We start from the raw sequence: 16,845 nt of genomic DNA on the forward strand, positions 1-16,845 counted from the left end.
ACTATAGTCTTATTTAACTTACATCGAATTGATGTAGGTGTTGTGTCAAGCTGTTTACACTGTCACGGATTTCTCGGTTTGAAACCTGAATGGACTCAGTGGCTTCATGGTTATCCGCAATATGGTGGGCAATTTGATCCATATCTCGCGCCATAGTTTGGGTAGTTAGGGCGACTTCTCGAATGGCCGCACTAATGGCTTGGGCATGATTCACCGCCTCTAGGGTTCGATTCTCCACTTCATGAATGGTAGTTACCGCCAGAGCCCCCTTCTCTTGACCTTGTTCAACCTGTTCGAGACTGGCTTGCATGGCACTGATCACTGTATGGGTTTCCTGTTGGATACCTTCAATTTTGCTGGTGATATCACCGGTGGCGCGGACAGTTTGCTCGGCGAGAGCTTTGACTTCATCGGCCACCACGGCAAAGCCGCGCCCTGCTTCTCCCGCTCGTGCGGCTTCAATGGCCGCATTTAAAGCTAGCAGACTGGTTTGTTCTGCCACCCCGACAATCAAATCAATCACCGAGTCAATTTCCTTAGAGCGCTCCCCAAGAGATGCCACCCGTTGGTGAGTTTCTTCGATACTCGCTGCTACATTACGAATCGCACCGATAGCATCCTGAATCACACCGACTCCGGTTTGGGCGCTATGGTGGGCGTCATGGGCCGCTAAGCTAACTTGCTCGGTCATGGTTTCAACCGTGTGAGCCGTGGCTGAGATTTCTTCAGTGGCGGTGGCTAAGGTATTGCTGCGATCGCGAATTTCGCTACTACCGGACAGAATGCTATTGGCATTTTGATCTAATTGATTCGCCGTCTGTGCAAGTAAACGATTGCTGTCATTTAGCTGGTAGATCAACTTTTTTAAACCGGTGATGGTGGTGTGAACCGCATAACCAAGCTACTCAAACTCATCGTTGCTATTTCTAGTTTGCTGTTCCCCTGAATCTTTGAGATCACCGTTGGCCACTTGTTTTAGACGCGCCAGAATGATGCCCAAATTACGGTTCAGGGATACCACGACCGTGCCTAAAATAATCCCGACCAATACTGCTAAGACGATACCGCCAATAATCATGGCACGACGTGCCGCAGAGGCAGTTTGTTGCGCTTGCTGCTGAGCTTTTGTCACCAATGAGGATTGCAAGTAAGTCGCCGTCTGTTCCAAGGCTATGGCATTGTCCTGTCGTAACTGAGCCAGTTGCTGGGTAAGCTGCGCCGCTTCAAAAGAGAGGTCGATTACTGGTCTAGTAGCTTGCTGGTAGCTGTCTAACAAGGGGTTAAATACATCCCCAAAGCCCACTTGATCAATTTGTTGGCGCAAACTGGCTAAGGCAGCTAACCAAACTTGTTCTTGGGCAGGACTTGGAAATACCAAGAACTCCTTTTCCTGAGCACGTACTTGATTGAAGCCTGCAGCGAAGGCTTCCAACATGGATAATTGCTCGGCTACGCTACTGGCCTGTTGATTCAGTTGACCCAATGCACCCTCTTGGGCGGATAGGCCAAGCTCAGTCATTAGCGTAAGGCGTTGTTCGATGGTCTGAAGATAAGTGGGTAACAGCTCGCTATTTGTGGCAAATAAGGTGACAGCTTGTTGGTCTAATAAGGGAGAGGCTATCGCTTGGTCTAAAGCATCACTATTTTTAATGTGTTCTAGCTCTTCTGCAACACTAGCCATATTACTGCCATTAGTACTGGCAACCGACTGCTCTAGTTTGAGTAAGTCTACTTCTAAATCTTTGACTGTGGTTGTCATGTCAGACAAAGCGTTGGCGCGATAGCTGGCTTCTTGTAGATCATTGATATTAATAATGGCGTAAAAACCGAAGGCGCCGTAGCCGGTACAAACCAAGACTAAGGTGGCGATAAGTTTCTGGCGTACTGATAAACCCATATGATTCTCCTACTGAACCCAGCCGCCGGGCTTTCGGAGCGTGCTGGAAAAAAGCCCATCTGTAGTAGATGGGCAAAAACAACGATTGCTGAAAGTTTCAGAACAAGAAACGGGCACGACCGTTACCTGTGTCAGGTGTTGAATAGTCTGGTTAGGGTAAAACCAGTTGAGCATCCAACCCCTTCACCTTAAATAAGGAGAAAGTTTGGTGAAACTGTTATCTATCAACTTAAAGTTGGGGAAATTACAAACAAATCACTGGATTTTATGGCACAGTGAATGGCATAAAATGTGCGTTACCGCCAGTGGTCTTAATAAACCTTGGTGAACACCTTAGCGTGCGTACGTAACAAAACAATAACAGTGCGGGAGAGATCATGAGCGCCAAGAATTATTCCCTTGGGCAGGTGGGTGACTATGAGATTAAACAGCTTAAGGTGTTTAAGACAGTAGTCGATTGCGGCGGCTTTTCAGCGGCGGAAACGGCGCTGAATATTGGGCGTTCAACGATCAGTCTGCATATTTCTAACTTGGAATCCCGCCTTAACTTAGTGTTGTGTAAGCGTGGGCGAGGTGGTTTTTCTTTAACGGAAGAAGGGGAAATCATATATCGTATGACCGAGAATCTGCTCGAGTCCCTCGACCGCTTTCGCACCACCGTAAACAACCTCAATGCTAGCCTAACGGGACAGTTGCGCATTGCCTTGTCAGACAACGTGAGCCTTGACCCGCGCTGTCGCTTTCCGGAGTTGATTCGCTGCTTTTCCGAAACCGCCCCAGAAGTATCTATCATGACCAATGTGTCGTCCATGGCGAACATTGAGCGCACCATCTTAAACGACGAGGCCGATGTGGGTTTTATCCCCTACCATCGCAAATTAGAAGGTTTGGATTACATCCATCTATACAGCGATGCCTGCTACGTCTATGTGGCTCCAAGTCACCCTTTAGCAAGTATGTCGAAATCAGAGCAAGCGGCTAAAGTCGACTCTTTTCCTGCCTCCCATGCCGGGCTTAAGCCCCATGAGGGCGTGAGCGAGCAAATCTCCAATATGAATCTCTCGGCGATTTCCTATTTTTATGACAGCCGCCTAGCGCTGATTTTATCCGGTCGTTATATCGGTTTTCTGCCAGAGAACTATGCCCAGAAATGGGTAGAGGCCGGCGAAATTGTCCCCGTCGCCCGAGACTTTCGCTCCTACCACTTGGGAATGGCGGTCATTTATAAGAAAACCGCCCAGCCCAATAAGCCCCGTGAATTATTTGTACGCACCATAAGGCAAGTATTTGGTTTAGATGAAGGAGCGGCGGCACCCTATTGAGGGCGTAAAAAAACCGCTATCAGCTCGGCTGATAGCGGCGAAAATGCAAGGGCGCACCTTGCAAGCGGAAGTCCGGGAGGACTACATAGGAACGCTGTATAGGTTATTTCACCAATTCAGTGAAACAACGTTTAAAGATTTCCATGCCTTCATCGATGATTTCCATTTCGATGGTCAAGGCAGGTAGGAAGCGGATAACGTTACCGCGAATACCACAAGACAATAGAATCAAGCCATTTTCCGCTGCTTTCGCAGATAGGCCCTTCGCTAATTCTGGGTATGGCTTAGCTACGTCGCCGTCGTGAACAAATTCAACCGCGATCATGGCGCCAGCGTTACGGATGTCGCCAATGATTTGTGGGTAGTCAGCTTGTAGACCTTTTAGGTGTTCAACGAAGCGGGCACCCACTTGTTTAGCACGGTCGCATAGGTTTTCTGATTCAATCACATCGAATACGGCAAGACCTGCAGCACAACCTACTGGTGAGCCACCGTAAGTACCACCCAGACCGCCAGGGATTGGCGCGTCCATGATCTCTGCCTTACCGACTACTGCGGCGATAGGGAAGCCACCGGCGATACCTTTAGCTGCTGTCATTAGGTCGGCTTCGATGCCTGCTTGTTCGTGGCAGAACATGGTACCAGTACGGGCGAAACCTGCTTGAATTTCGTCCAAAATCAATAGGATACCGTGGTCATCACAGAGTTTACGTAGCTTTTGTAGGAAGCTTGCGGAAGCGATGTAGAAACCGCCTTCACCTTGCACTGGCTCGATGATGATCGCTGCAACACGAGATGGCTCAATGTCGCAGGTAAAGCGCATTTGTAGGTCGGCTAATGCTTGCTCTTCGGTGATACCAAGGTACTCATTTGGGTATGGCACGTGGAAAATATCGCTGGGGAACGGTCCAAAGCCAATTTTGTAAGGGTTTACTTTACCGGTAAGACCCATGGTCATATTGGTACGACCGTGGAAACCACCGTTGAAGGCGATAATGCCAGGACGGCCAGTGTAAGCACGGGCAATCTTCACACAGTTTTCAACCGCTTCGGCACCCGTAGTCACGAAGATGGATTTTTTCGGTGTGTTACCAGGAGCTGCAGCATTCAGTTTTTCCGCCAATTCAACGGCAGATTCGTATGGGCTTACCATCACACAAGTGTGTGTGAAGCGTTCTAGTTGAGCTTGAACCGCGGCTTTTACTTTCGGGTGGTTGTGACCTGTGTTGACTACCGCGATACCAGCACCGAAGTCGATGTGACGGTTGCCTTCCACGTCCCAAACTTCAGCGTTTAGAGCGCGATCTACGTATACCGGAGCCATGTTGCCTTGGCCACGAGCCATGGCGTTTACTTTACGTTGTTGCAAGCTAGCGTTTGTTGTCATTTGTCTGAATCTCTCTCAAAACAGGGTACGAGCAATGTCATGGTTTGGACTTGGCGCTGGTTTACGTCGTGTTATAGCCATACCGCCCTATAGGGCATCCATGCCCTAACGGGACGGAACGCCCATCCATGGGCGTTGGTATTTGCTATAACACGACTCCAACATCGCCACTTAGCATGACACCGACCGGTATAAACGAGGGCTTAGTTCAAGCCGCCCATACATAGGTATTTGATTTCGACATACTCATCGATGCCGTATTTAGAGCCTTCACGGCCAGAGCCGGACTCTTTCACACCACCAAACGGCGCCACTTCCGTAGAAATAATGCCTTCGTTGATGCCAACCATGCCGTATTCCAGTGCTTCAGCAACGCGCCAGATGCGGCCTAAATTTTGGGAATAGAAGTAAGACGCCAAACCAAATGGGGTATTGTTGGCCATGGCAACGGCTTCTTCTTCGGTCTTAAAGCGGAACAAGGGCGCGACTGGACCAAAGATCTCGTTAGAGAAAATGTCCATATCTTCTGCTACGTCTACCAAAATAGTTGGCTCGTAGAATTGTTCACCTGCTGCAGTGGCTTTTTGTCCACCGGTAATAGCACGGGCACCACGGCTCACCGCATCGCTGACCAACTGTTCTACTTTAGCAACCGCTGCTTGGTTAATCAGCGGGCCGATGTTAACGCCCTGCTCTAAACCATTGCCGGTTTTAAATTCGTTCACCCGTTTTGCCAATTTCTCGGCGAAGGCATCGTAGACACCGTCTTGAACCAAAATACGGTTGGCACAAACACAGGTTTGACCCGCGTTACGGTATTTAGAAGCAATCGCGCCTTCTACCGCCGCATCAAGATCCGCATCATCAAACACGATAAATGGCGCATTGCCACCGAGTTCCATGGAGGTACGTTTCACGGTTTGCGCACATTGAGTCAGCAACAATTTGCCTACACCAGTGGAGCCGGTAAAGCTCAACTTACGTACGATTGGGCTGCCAGTTAGCACACCGCCCACGGCTTTCGCGTCTTTGCCGACGACCACGTTAATCACACCTGCTGGGATACCTGCTTGGTGGGCTAGCTCAGCAAGTGCTAGGGCACACAACGGGGTTTCGTCAGAAGGCTTGATGACGATGGTACAACCCGCTGCCAAAGCTGGGCCCGCTTTACGGGTGATCATGGCGATCGGGAAGTTCCAAGGGGTAATCGCAGCGACGACACCAATGCCTTGTTTAATAGTAAGTACACGCTTACCTTTGGCGAAAGTAGGAATCACGTCTCCGTATAGACGACGGGCTTCATCGGCAAACCAGTCAATAAATGATGCGCCGTATAACACTTCACCTTTGGCTTCTGCCAAGGGCTTGCCTTGTTCCAAGGTCATTAATTTGGCGAGATCGTCTTGGTTATCGAGGATCAATTGGTTCCAGCGACGTAGCAAGGTAGCACGCTCTTTCGCGGTGGTGTCTTGCCATGCTTTCAAAGCATTGTCGGCAGCCGCTACCGCTTGTTCGGTATCCGCTGCACCTAAATCAGCCACTTCGATAATGACTTCACCAGTGGCTGGGTTGGTCACGGGAAAGGTGGCGCCGGATACGGCATTGACCCACGTACCATTAACGTAGGATTGGCTCTTTAGCAGAGCAGGATTGGTTAACAAGGCTTGCATTAGCACCCCCGAAAAAGGATCTGAATCAGTTTAAGCACCACTAGGCGCAAAGCTACACGCTATTGTTAGGATAGTAGGAGAAGGATTTGTGCTGGAAAATGTGAAGCTATCAATGCTTTGTTTGGACTTGCTCAAACATTAGCGCTTTGGCAACTGCCATAGCTGGTAAGAAGATTGCAGGTATTCACCCTCGCTTTGGTTATAATGGCAGCAAAGTTGACTAGCTATCCTGATGCTGGCTGGTTGAGATAAATGACGGTGGAGGAACTTTGACAGTGAAAAGAGCCGTGGTGCGCCAGAGTTTGGCGGATGTCATTTGCGCAGATTTGACCAAACGCATCCTGTCCGGTGAATTACAAGAAGGGGAGTTAATCCGCCAAGAGATGTTGGCGGATGAATACGATGTCTCCCGCATGCCGATTCGTGAAGCCTTAAAGCGCCTTGATGGGGAGGGTTTAGTTAGGTTCCAGAACAACCGTGGTGCGACCGTCGTCAAACATAGCTTGGAAGAAATCGCCGAAATTTTCGACGTGCGCATCTTGTTGGAAGTGGATTTATTCGCCCGAGCCATCGGCAAAATGACCATTGCTGACTTTAGCCGTTGCGAAGACATTTTAGCTACCATGCACGCCAGCTATCAAAGTGGTGATGTAGCCGCCTGGGGGCCTCTGAATGCCGAATATCACAGTGCCCTGTATCAAGCGGCGGGACGACAGTTAACCAGCCAATTGCTGGAGCGGGTCAGTAAGCAGGCAAATCGCTACGTCAGTATGCACATTGATCAACTACAGAAGCGTCACAGCGCCGAGCAAGACCATACCAAATTGTTGGAATTAGCCCGAGCTGGACAAGTTGAGGAGGCATTAGCGGTGTTGCGGGAGCATTTAACCAATACCAAGGAGCAGGTGTTGGCGTTAATTCAAGCTAACCGCGCCAGCTAGAAGTAGATCACGGAGTTGCTTGCTCCGTTTGACCGTAAACCTTTTTAAACACTGGGAATAGACAAGCTTTGCCGGATAAAAGCCGCTCTGCCTTGTCTATTTTTTTCTAACTGTGTTATTTTGGATACAAAATACATAGTGCTTTATCTGACTTAACCCTATCCATGAGGAGGCAAGATGACCTTTACACCCAGTGGCAAGCATTTAATTGCAGGACAATGGCAATCAGCCGAGCAGACCTTCGTGTCCCAGCCCGCTCATGGTCAGGCCTATCGTTATGCCTGTGGTACCGCTGGCGATATTGACGCTGCCGTACAAGCTGCCGAGCAAGCATTTTATCCTTATAGTGCTACCACTCGCGCCCAGCGCGCGGCGTTTCTACATGCCATTGCCGATGAAATTGATGCTCGGGGTGATTCCATCACCGCCATCGGCTTCTCTGAGACCGGCTTACCGGAAGCCCGTCTGATCGGCGAGCGGGGCCGTACCTGTGGTCAATTGCGTATGTTTGCCGAGCATATCCTTTCCGGTGATTACCTAGATAAGCGCCATGATCCTGCGGTACCGGAGCGCCAGCCCCTGCCCCGAGCGGATTTACGTCTAATCCAACAGCCCGTCGGGCCGGTAGCGGTGTTTGGCGCGTCGAACTTTCCCCTCGCCTTCTCCACCGCCGGCGGCGATACGGCGTCTGCCTTGGCGGCGGGTTGCCCAGTTGTTGTCAAAGGCCATCCAGCTCACCCTGGCACTGCGGAAATCGTTGCGGAGGCGATTCTAGCGGCCATCGAATCTTGTCAGATGCCCAAAGGCGTATTTAGCCTAGTACAAGACAGTGGTGAGTCCTTCACCGTAGGTCGTGCCCTCGTGCAGCACCCTCTTATTAAAGCGGTAGGTTTTACCGGTTCATTGAAAGGCGGCCGTGCCCTCTTCGATTTGTGTGCCGCCCGTCCTGAACCGATTCCCTTCTTCGGTGAACTAGGCTCGGTGAATCCCATGTTCCTTTTCCCAAATGCGTTGGCAAACCGTGGCGACGCTATTGCCCAAGGCTGGGCGGGCTCGTTAACCATGGGAGCAGGACAATTTTGCACTAACCCTGGTATCGCGGTACTGATTGCAGGTGAGGAGGCAGATAAATTTGTGGCTAAAATGAAAGAGTCACTATCTTCTGTACCTGCTCAAACCATGCTAACGGATGGAATCGCAAAGGCTTACCGGAAAGGACAACAACGTATTGCGGCGGTTTCCGGCGTGCAAGAGGTGCTGACCTCTATGTGCGATCAACGCAGCGCTACGCCTTATTTGTACGCCACTACTGCAAAAGCGTGGCTGGCCAATGAGTCTCTTGCGGAAGAAGTCTTCGGCCCCCTTGGTATGGTCGTTATCGCTGAGTCATTGGCTGAAATGCTTGCCGTCGCCCATAGTCTGGAGGGGCAGTTAACTTGCACTTTGCATGTGGATCAGGCCGATATGGCAGATGCTAAAGCCTTTATGCCCGTGCTAACCCGCAAGGCGGGTCGAGTGTTGGCGAATGCCTTCCCAACCGGTGTGGAAGTGTGTGATGCCATGGTGCATGGTGGGCCTTACCCAGCGTCGACTAACTTTGGCGCTACGTCTGTAGGTACTATGGCCATCCGCCGCTTCTTGCGTCCGGTGTGTTATCAGGATATTCCTGCAGCTTTGTTGCCAGACGATCTAAACTAGTCAGCCTTCCTGAAAAAGAAAAGCGATGTTGGATTGCCAACATCGCTTTTTGGTTGCCCCTTCCATTCCTACCTTTCCAGAGCAACAAACCAATTCCTTACTACCAAGGTGCTGGATGGACAATCACACTCCGTGACGCAATGGATCCGTTGGATTACTTACCATGGTGGCTTCGCGCGTAATGAACGCCTGACCGGTAATGGACGGGATCACCCCGCCAGAGCGTGTCCCCCATTGAAAGCTCAAACTGTACCCACTGCCAATGGTACTCTCTTGGTAAATCGTTTCCCCAGGGGCTAAACGTTGATCCGCAGCCAGGCAGGCTAAACGGGCGGAACTGCCGGTGCCACAAGGGGAGCGGTCATAGGCATTGTCTGGACAGAGTACGAAATTACGACTGTGCCCACTTTCGGTTAAAGCTGGCCCATAGAAGATGATATGGTCGATTACCCCGCCATTTTCCCCTTCGATGCCGTTGGCATAAATGGCTTCACGTACCTTGATACCGATCTCGGTTAGAGTGCGAATATTGGATGGCACCACCGGTGTTGGACTGTCATCCACAATAAAGAACCAGTTACCGCCGTAAGACACATCGCCAATCACGGTGCCAACATCGTCTACCTCGACGGCGACGTCTTTCTGGTAGCGGTAGCTTTCGATGTTTTGCACCGTCACCGTGTTCTTATCGGTCAGTGTTACTTCCACGATGCCGACGGGGGTCTCAATTTTATGGGTGCCGACACCAATTTTCCCAATATGGGCGAGTGTCGCCGCAAGACCAATGGTGCCGTGGCCGCACATGCCGATCACGGCTGCGGCATCAAAGTAGATCACGCCGGTGACACAGCTAGGGTCTACCGGTTCCACCAGTAATGCGCCCACCATGGCCTCTTGGCCGTAGGGTTCCGTTACCAGTGAGCGATAAAAATCTCGATGTTCTGTGGCGAGTAGTTTGGCCCGTTCAGATAAGGGCCCTGATCCAAGATCAGGGCCGCCCTCTAAAATCACACGGGTCGGTTCGCCTTCGGTATGGCTATCGACAACTTTCATTTAAGCTACCTGCAAATCGGAGATGATGCCGCCCTGCTTTGACCAATCGGCAAACCAAGCTTTAAACAACGCGTATTGTTGTTCGCAGTAATGGCGTTGGGCGTCATTGAGTTCATCGGTTTCGTTGAAATGTAAGCGATACTCTTCTTCACCATTAAGCACAAGTAAATATTTGAAGAACAAGACCAGCTCAGGGCCTTCATCGAAGCTCGCCAAGACGCTGAAAGCTTCCTCTAATTCTTTGGCTCTTACCCGGGCTTCGGCATGACCTTCGGCCGCTTTGCGGGAAAGGTTTGCCAGTAACAGCACTTCTTTGGGTAGCGCGGTGCCAATGCCGGTGATGGCGCCCACTGCACCACAGTTTACATAGCCGTGGTAAACCGCCGTATCGACACCAATCATCAGAATGACATCGTCATCTTTTGAGGTGATATTTTCGGCGGCATAACGCAAATCATCTGGGCCGCCAAATTCTTTAAAGCCGACTAAATTAGGGTGCTCCGCCCGCAGACTAAAGAACAAATCCGCCCGAGTCGCGAAACCATAAACTGGGCTGTTGTAAATGATGGCGGGAATATCCGGCGCAGCGTCGAGAATAGCTTTGAAGTGGTGGCGCTGGGCGGCAATCACGGAACCTCGTGATAACACCCGTGGAATCACCATTAATCCGGCTGCCCCCACTTTTTGGGCGTGGGCGGCTAATGCGACTGCCGATTTGGTATTGATCGCACCGGTGCCGACAACTACTGGAATGCCTGCGGCGACAAGTCGCTCAACCCCTTCCATTCGCTCTGCATCGGTGAGCAGCGGCCAATCCCCCATGGAGCCGCAATACACCACGGCGGACATACCAGCAGCGATCATCTCTTTGCCTTTTTTTACCAAAGCATCGAAATCCGGAGTGCGGTCAGCTTTACAAGGGGTCATCAAGGCGGGCATCACGCCATGGAAAACAGAGGTGTTCATGGGGGTAACTCCTATTTATGTATTTTGTATCCAAAATACGCTTGCATATAAAATTCGTCAAGCAAATGTTCAGCTAGTTTGAAACTTGTCTTTCCCCTACTTGTAAGACTTGTGAGAGTTAACAGCCACACCCACTAATATGTCTATACTCACAACTACCCATAGCACAGAGATTCGTCAGTGCTTGGAATACAAAACAGGAGAGAGCATGAGCGAAAACTACACCCCACCCAAGGTTTGGGTACACGAAGTGGATGACAACAACCGTTTTGCCAGTATTAACCGCCCGGTGTCCGGCGCGACTCACGAACGGGAATTACCGGTAGGCGAACACCCATTGCAGCTATATTCCCTCGGCACCCCTAATGGGCAAAAAGTGACCATTATGCTGGAAGAGTTACTGGCTCAAGGCGTTACAGCAGCGGAATACGATGCTCACCTAATCAATATCTTAGAGGGTGATCAGTTTTCCTCTGGTTTCGTGGCAGTGAACCCAAACTCTAAGATTCCAGCCTTGATGGATAACTCCGAGTCCGAGCCGGTAAGAGTCTTTGAGTCTGCTGCGATTCTGGTTTATCTCGCCGAAAAATTTGGCCACTTCCTTAGCCAAGAACGTGCTCAACGCACAGAAACGTTGAATTGGCTGTTTTGGGTACAGGGGGCCGCGCCCATTTTGGGCGGTGGCTTTGGTCACTTCTATGCTTACGCCAATGAAAAGCAGCCCTACCCGATTAATCGCTTCACCATGGAGGTTAAGCGCCAATTAGATGTGCTGGACAAGCACCTCGCCACCCATGACTACCTAGCAGGTGATCAGTACAGTATTGCCGATATGGCAGCATGGCCTTGGTATGGCAAATTGGTGCAAGGACAACTTTACAATGCAGGGGAATTTCTGCAGGTAGAGAGCTACACCCATGTATTGCGTTGGGCAAATCAGATCAACCAACGCGTTGGAGTACAGCGCGGGCAGATCGTCAACCGTACCTTTGGAGAACCTTGGGAACAGCTAGCGGAACGGCACAGCGCCACGGATATTGATCAGGTACTGGCTTTGCGAAAGTAAAAAACGGTTAAAAAACAAACATTTTACTTTCCATAGGGAACAATAATTCCTACCATTAGGTAGGTCTTTTAGTGAACACAAGGAGCATGCCCAATGCCAATGTCGGAGGTTATTTCTTCAGTCAATCAGGTGGAAAACCCCACCAAGGTCGCGATTCTAATGGCGGCTAAGGCCGCGATTACGGAGCATGGTTACAAAGCCGTGAGTTTTCGCGATTTAGCGGCAGCGGTTGGCATTAAAAGTGCGAGTGTTCACTATCACTACCCTACCAAAAATGATCTAGCCTTGGCTCTGATTCAGCACTACCGTGGCGAGTTGGAGCTAACGCTAGAGCTGCCCAAACGCAAGAAAAACCCCGCCCAGAAAGCGCTGAACAAATTTCTTGATGGCGTCAGAGAGCGGTTAAACGCGGATAAAGCCATGTCTTTAGATGTGGTTTTGGCCTCGGATAGCCATTTGCTTAATGAAGAATGTGTCGATGAACTGAATGAAATCATGAAGTTACAGCTCGACTACTTGGCAACCTTAGTCTCTTACATGTCCAAAGAATGGCTCACCAGCGAAGATACTTACAACTATGCCCATCAAATTCTCGCCAGTGTTCAAGGTGCCATGCTGCTAACACGAGTGAGTGGTGATATTGCCGCCTTTGATAGAGCAATCGCCCCTTGGCGAGACCTGGCTGGGCGTTTTTGATTCTAGGCAGCGCCCTTTTCAATGCTAGAATGATGGCTTTCACCCACAACAATGTGCAGGAGAGCCGTCTTGACCACCTTAACTGAGGATAACATCAACGCTGTCAAAACCTTCCTGATGGATTTGCAAGATCGCATCTGTCAGCGATTGGAAGCATTTGAGCCCGAAATCCGTTTTCATGAAGATGCCTGGAAGCGGGAAACCGGTGGAATGGGGCGTACCCGTGTTATCGCCGGTGGTAGCGTGATTGAAAAAGGAGGCGTGAACTTCTCCCATGTCAAAGGGGATAAACTGCCACCGTCCGCTACAGCAGATCGCCCCGAGCTGGCTGGGGGGCGTTTCGAAGCCATGGGCGTGTCTTTGGTAATCCATCCCAATAATCCTTATGTACCCACGTCCCACGCCAATGTGCGTCTCTTTGTGGTGCAAAAAGATGGCATGGAGCCAGTGTGGTGGTTTGGTGGTGGCTTTGATTTGACCCCTTATTACGGCAATGAAGCAGACTGTATCCAGTGGCACCAAACCGCCTTCGAAGCATTAGCGCCATTCGGCGAAGCCTACTACGACCGTTTTAAAAAATGGTGTGATGACTACTTCCACCTGAAACACCGGGGCGAACCTCGTGGTATCGGTGGTTTGTTCTTCGATGACTTCAACGAACTGTCCTTTGATGAAAGCTTCGCCATGATGCAAGCGGTGGGCAATGCCTATATGGATGCCTACGAGCCGATTGTGGCGGCTCGCAAAGACACGCCCTATGGTGAGCGTGAGCGGGACTTCCAACTGCATCGCCGTGGTCGCTATGTAGAATTTAACCTCGTCTTCGACCGTGGCACTCACTTCGGTCTCCAAAGTGGCGCTGGGCGTACCGAATCCATCCTGATGTCCATGCCACCGGAAGTGAAATGGGCCTATGGCTATGCCCCTGAAGCCGGTTCCGAAGAAGCCCGTTTGCTGGACTACTACCTACAGGATAGAGATTGGCTTGGTCGCCAAGCACAATAACAACAGTCCAGCCGCCGTACTACGGTAACCCTGTTCTGCGGCTGGATCGATAAAGTTCCCGTTAAAAATCATAAAGATAACACTCTGTAAAAGAGGTCAGCTGTGGATCAATACGCTGTGATTGGCAATCCAATCGAACATAGCAAATCGCCGTTTATTCATCAGGCATTTGCTGAACAGACCCAACAGGCCATGGAATATGGTCGTATCCTTGGGGATTTAGAACAATTTGAACAACAAGTCGCGGCCTTCTTTGCTCAAGGCGGTAAAGGCTTAAACGTTACCGTGCCGTTCAAAGAGCGGGCCTACGCCATGTGCAATGTGCTGAGTAAGCGAGCGCAACGGGCTGGCGCGGTGAATACCCTGATGGTGGGGAAAAACGGCGAAATCTACGGTGATAATACCGATGGTGCCGGTATGGTACGCGACATCGTGCAGGTATTGAACCAACCTCTACACGGCAAACGTATTCTGGTGTTAGGTGCCGGTGGCGCAGTACGGGGGGTGATCGAGCCGATGCTATTGGAACATCCGCAAAGTATTACCATCGTCAACCGTACCCCAGCGAAAGCCCAAGCCCTAGCGGAGCTTTTTGCTGTGCAATGGTCGTCCTTTGCAGAGCTAACCGGCGAGTTTGATATCATCATTAATGGCACTTCCGCCAGCTTGGGAGGTGATCTGCCGCCTATTCCAGACAGTGTTATCGGCCCGCAGACTTGGTGCTATGACATGATGTACGGGAAAGAGCCGACGGTATTCTTGAACTGGGCGACAGCGCGCGGCGCTAGCGGCGAAGATGGCCTTGGGATGCTGGTTGGACAAGCTGCGGAAGCCTTCTTTATCTGGCGTCACGTACGACCTGACCAAGCTTCGATTGTGGAACAGCTACGTCAGGCTATGTAGCCCTCGACTGGCCTGTTGGTGGGCAATGCCGGAAGACTTATGAACGCACCGACCGACGGGCATCCCTGCCCGTAAGGTCGGTCTCGCCCATCCATGGGCGAAGTGCTTTTCATAAGTCTCTCCGTCCTTGCTAATCAGATCCTAGCCCATACGCTAGTAAGTTCCGTAGCAAGACGATAGGTTTAAACAGATTAGACTTTGAGTGAGGCCCAATGAAAGCACAGTGGTTTGGTAGTGTTGCTGATATCGGTAGGGAGCGCTGGCAGCAAGCCATCGGTGAGACACGTTACCCGTTTGCCCAGTATGCGTTTTACCAAGCCCTTGAACAGCATCAATGCCTCGGGGAAGGCACTGGCTGGTATCCAGAGTACCTACTGGTGATGGAAGACGATGACAGCCCAATTGCCATCGCCCCCACCTTTCTGAAAACCCACTCCCACGGGGAATTTGTATTTGATTGGTCGTGGGCCGATGCCTACCACCGCTACGGTTTTAACTACTATCCGAAACGAATTTGGGCTGTTCCCTATTCCCCAGTAACCGGGCCGCGGCTATTTAGTCACCTTGACCCAGATGGACGTTCCCCAGAATACACCGCATTGTATGGGGCCTTAGCTCCCCTACTCACTCAAGCCAACGCCGAGCGGGAGTTTTCGAGCTGGCATCTACTATTTTGCCGCGAACACCTGGCCGAGCATCTTGGTCAATCGGAAGAGTACCTACATCGTATTTCCTGCCAGTTCCATTGGTTTAACCGCGGTTACCAATCAATGGATGACTACTTTAGTCATTTCAGTAGCCGTAAACGCAAGTCGGCCCGTAAGGAGCGGGAGAAAATCCAGCAACAGGGCCTGCATCTGGTTCGAAAACTGGGTACAGAATTAACACCGGAAGAGGTGAGTTTTTTCTATCTGTGTTACCAATCTACCTATGCCAAGCGGGGACAAACCGGCTACCTAACCGAAGCCTTTTTCCAGCAGCTAACGATAGATATGGGGGAGCAGATCCTATTGGTATTAGCTTACCAAGGTGAAAAGCCCGTCGGCGCTTCTTGGTGCTTCTTTGACGACCATTCACTCTATGGGCGCTACTGGGGCTGCTTGGAGGAATTTGATTGCCTCCACTTCGAGGCCTGCTATTACCAAGGCATCGAATTCTGCTTAGAACGGGGGTTACAGCACTTCGACCCTGGCACCCAAGGAGAACACAAAATCGCCCGGGGCTTTGAACCGGTATTTAGCCACAGCCTTCACTACATCGCCCACCCGGGATTCCGAGAAGCGATTGGACGTTTCTGTGAGGAAGAAGCCGACGCCGTGCGCCGTTACCATCAAGAAACACAGGCACTCTTGCCGTTTAAACAACCATCTTAGCCTCATTGGTTAGATAAGCATTATTGAGAGAGAGCTTCGTTTTCAGCTTTTACCGCTAATGCACCATGAGCCAGTTGAACCAACGTATCGAATTTAGGGGAAGTATGAGGGCTTAATGCCTTGTATATACTAGGTCTACTTTTAAGGTTCGTTTTAAGTTGCACGTTTTGAACGCCGTACTCCTCGATATAGCCACGAATAGCCGCTTGAAGAATATCCGGTCTATTAAGTGTGATCGAATCCCAAGCAGCTTGCTTTAGCACAGCTTCAATATCATCAGGTGAAATAGCTCTTTCTTTAGCTTCAAGGTATTTACCTTGTTCCTCTGCTAATTGACGCAACTTGGTTGCGGATATTTCAGCAACACCCCAATCGATGTAAGTCCCCTCAAGAGAGAACTCTGTAAAAGACTCAACCTGAGAAAATGCTTCAGTCTCAAAGAGCTCAGTCAGGTCAGCAACTCCACGAAAACCATCGCTAAACTCAAGTTCTAACTCGTAACCAGATACCCAATCAACATCGATGATTTTTAACATCAGTTAACCCTCTTAATCGTTACACCTTGGACGGCTTTGCTCCATTCGTTCAGCAATTCGTTTTTATGCTGCTCAATGTATTGCTCAGCTTTGACGAGCTTTTTAGCAGGCAAGTAGCCAGTAAGTAACTCAATATCATCAATAGCAATGGAGGCGCGGTGCTCACCATACTCAACATGTACATGAGGGCGGTTGTGGGAGTCATTGTCTAAGTAATACATGACAAACTTCAAACCTAACAACTTTTTGAGTATTTCGGGCATCAACCACTCCTTTAGTCTTTGTTTAGTGTACGCTAGTATCTTTATGGATACAAATCGACAGATACAGCA

Annotated in this window: 16 protein-coding genes; 8 read left to right on the plus strand and 8 right to left on the minus strand. The window is 50.3% G+C overall.

Annotated elements, in window-relative coordinates; translation table 11 throughout:
• Positions 1–13: 13 nt before the first annotated feature.
• Together FJM67_RS01555 and FJM67_RS01560 are read right to left on the minus strand one after the other, a co-directional pair.
• On the minus strand, positions 14–859 hold the full coding sequence (locus FJM67_RS01555; protein WP_140586924.1) for a methyl-accepting chemotaxis protein: 846 nt from the start codon (positions 857–859) through the stop codon (positions 14–16).
• Positions 860–901: 42 nt separating this feature from the next.
• The gene (locus tag FJM67_RS01560; protein WP_140586925.1) at positions 902–1,897 is read right to left on the minus strand and encodes a hypothetical protein; all 996 of its coding nucleotides are present in this window, start codon (positions 1,895–1,897) and stop codon (positions 902–904) included.
• Between the two features lie 377 nt (positions 1,898–2,274).
• Here FJM67_RS01560 and FJM67_RS01565 point away from each other — a divergent pair, with 377 nt between their 5' ends.
• Complete coding sequence (locus FJM67_RS01565) at positions 2,275–3,219, plus strand: LysR family transcriptional regulator (RefSeq protein WP_140586926.1); 945 nt, start codon at positions 2,275–2,277, stop codon at positions 3,217–3,219.
• A 103-nt stretch (positions 3,220–3,322) separates the two neighbouring features.
• Here FJM67_RS01565 and gabT read toward each other — a convergent pair whose 3' ends face one another.
• Together gabT and FJM67_RS01575 are read right to left on the minus strand one after the other, a co-directional pair.
• Positions 3,323–4,606 carry a 4-aminobutyrate--2-oxoglutarate transaminase gene (gabT, locus tag FJM67_RS01570; protein WP_140586927.1) on the minus strand — a complete coding sequence of 428 codons (1,284 nt, stop codon included), beginning with the start codon at positions 4,604–4,606 and terminating at the stop codon, positions 3,323–3,325.
• Positions 4,607–4,809: 203 nt separating this feature from the next.
• Positions 4,810–6,276 carry an NAD-dependent succinate-semialdehyde dehydrogenase gene (locus tag FJM67_RS01575; protein ID WP_140586928.1) on the minus strand — a complete coding sequence of 489 codons (1,467 nt, stop codon included), beginning with the start codon at positions 6,274–6,276 and terminating at the stop codon, positions 4,810–4,812.
• 275 nt (positions 6,277–6,551) lie between these two features.
• On the opposite strand from FJM67_RS01575, the gene FJM67_RS01580 reads away from it, so the two are divergent.
• Together FJM67_RS01580 and FJM67_RS01585 are read left to right on the plus strand one after the other, a co-directional pair.
• Positions 6,552–7,217, plus strand: coding sequence for a GntR family transcriptional regulator (locus tag FJM67_RS01580; RefSeq protein WP_235889966.1), 666 nt, complete (start codon positions 6,552–6,554; stop codon positions 7,215–7,217).
• A 177-nt stretch (positions 7,218–7,394) separates the two neighbouring features.
• Entirely contained in the window at positions 7,395–8,915 is a 1,521-nt protein-coding gene (locus tag FJM67_RS01585; protein WP_140586930.1) for an aldehyde dehydrogenase (NADP(+)), read from the plus strand.
• A gap of 123 nt (positions 8,916–9,038) precedes the next feature.
• Here FJM67_RS01585 and FJM67_RS01590 read toward each other — a convergent pair whose 3' ends face one another.
• Together FJM67_RS01590 and FJM67_RS01595 are read right to left on the minus strand one after the other, a co-directional pair.
• Positions 9,039–9,968, minus strand: a complete 930-nt coding sequence (locus tag FJM67_RS01590; RefSeq protein WP_140586931.1) for a 4-hydroxyproline epimerase — start codon at positions 9,966–9,968, stop codon at positions 9,039–9,041.
• Positions 9,969–10,934 carry a dihydrodipicolinate synthase family protein gene (locus FJM67_RS01595; RefSeq protein WP_140586932.1) on the minus strand — a complete coding sequence of 322 codons (966 nt, stop codon included), beginning with the start codon at positions 10,932–10,934 and terminating at the stop codon, positions 9,969–9,971. It lies immediately after the preceding gene.
• Between the two features lie 208 nt (positions 10,935–11,142).
• Here FJM67_RS01595 and yghU point away from each other — a divergent pair, with 208 nt between their 5' ends.
• The 5 genes from yghU (at position 11,143) to FJM67_RS01620 (ending at position 15,977) form a co-directional block, all read left to right on the plus strand.
• Positions 11,143–12,000 (plus strand): glutathione-dependent disulfide-bond oxidoreductase, encoded by an 858-nt coding sequence (yghU, locus tag FJM67_RS01600; protein WP_140586933.1) that lies wholly within the window; start codon positions 11,143–11,145, stop codon positions 11,998–12,000.
• Between the two features lie 93 nt (positions 12,001–12,093).
• A complete protein-coding gene (locus FJM67_RS01605) occupies positions 12,094–12,696 on the plus strand; it encodes a TetR/AcrR family transcriptional regulator (RefSeq protein ID WP_140586934.1) in 603 nt (200 codons plus the stop codon).
• Between the two features lie 69 nt (positions 12,697–12,765).
• Entirely contained in the window at positions 12,766–13,701 is a 936-nt protein-coding gene (gene hemF / locus FJM67_RS01610; protein WP_328591918.1) for an oxygen-dependent coproporphyrinogen oxidase, read from the plus strand.
• A 102-nt stretch (positions 13,702–13,803) separates the two neighbouring features.
• Entirely contained in the window at positions 13,804–14,604 is an 801-nt protein-coding gene (aroE, locus tag FJM67_RS01615; protein ID WP_140586936.1) for a shikimate dehydrogenase, read from the plus strand.
• Positions 14,605–14,816: 212 nt separating this feature from the next.
• Complete coding sequence (locus FJM67_RS01620) at positions 14,817–15,977, plus strand: GNAT family N-acetyltransferase (RefSeq protein ID WP_140586937.1); 1,161 nt, start codon at positions 14,817–14,819, stop codon at positions 15,975–15,977.
• 20 nt (positions 15,978–15,997) lie between these two features.
• On the opposite strand, the gene dhiA is transcribed toward FJM67_RS01620, so the two are convergent.
• Both dhiA and dhiT read right to left on the minus strand, forming a co-directional pair.
• Positions 15,998–16,513, minus strand: a complete 516-nt coding sequence (gene dhiA / locus FJM67_RS01625; protein ID WP_140586938.1) for a type II toxin-antitoxin system antitoxin DhiA — start codon at positions 16,511–16,513, stop codon at positions 15,998–16,000.
• Positions 16,513–16,776 (minus strand): type II toxin-antitoxin system toxin DhiT, encoded by a 264-nt coding sequence (gene dhiT / locus FJM67_RS01630; RefSeq protein ID WP_140586939.1) that lies wholly within the window; start codon positions 16,774–16,776, stop codon positions 16,513–16,515. Before dhiT ends, dhiA begins: the two co-directional genes overlap by 1 nt.
• Positions 16,777–16,845 lie beyond the last annotated feature (69 nt).

This window comes from Maribrevibacterium harenarium (assembly GCF_006385675.1).
Lineage (GTDB): Bacteria > Pseudomonadota > Gammaproteobacteria > Pseudomonadales > Marinomonadaceae > Marinomonas > Marinomonas harenarium.

Coding starts and splice junctions, on each gene's coding strand:
- yghU (WP_140586933.1), top strand. CDS start 11,143: ATGAGCGAAAACTACACCCCACCCAAGGTTTGGGTACACGAAGTGGAT.
- FJM67_RS01605 (WP_140586934.1), top strand. CDS start 12,094: ATGCCAATGTCGGAGGTTATTTCTTCAGTCAATCAGGTGGAAAACCCC.
- FJM67_RS01560 (WP_140586925.1), bottom strand. CDS start 1,897: ATGGGTTTATCAGTACGCCAGAAACTTATCGCCACCTTAGTCTTGGTT.
- FJM67_RS01595 (WP_140586932.1), bottom strand. CDS start 10,934: ATGAACACCTCTGTTTTCCATGGCGTGATGCCCGCCTTGATGACCCCT.
- FJM67_RS01575 (WP_140586928.1), bottom strand. CDS start 6,276: ATGCAAGCCTTGTTAACCAATCCTGCTCTGCTAAAGAGCCAATCCTAC.
- FJM67_RS01565 (WP_140586926.1), top strand. CDS start 2,275: ATGAGCGCCAAGAATTATTCCCTTGGGCAGGTGGGTGACTATGAGATT.
- FJM67_RS01590 (WP_140586931.1), bottom strand. CDS start 9,968: ATGAAAGTTGTCGATAGCCATACCGAAGGCGAACCGACCCGTGTGATT.
- dhiA (WP_140586938.1), bottom strand. CDS start 16,513: ATGTTAAAAATCATCGATGTTGATTGGGTATCTGGTTACGAGTTAGAA.
- FJM67_RS01620 (WP_140586937.1), top strand. CDS start 14,817: ATGAAAGCACAGTGGTTTGGTAGTGTTGCTGATATCGGTAGGGAGCGC.
- dhiT (WP_140586939.1), bottom strand. CDS start 16,776: ATGCCCGAAATACTCAAAAAGTTGTTAGGTTTGAAGTTTGTCATGTAT.
- FJM67_RS01585 (WP_140586930.1), top strand. CDS start 7,395: ATGACCTTTACACCCAGTGGCAAGCATTTAATTGCAGGACAATGGCAA.
- gabT (WP_140586927.1), bottom strand. CDS start 4,606: ATGACAACAAACGCTAGCTTGCAACAACGTAAAGTAAACGCCATGGCT.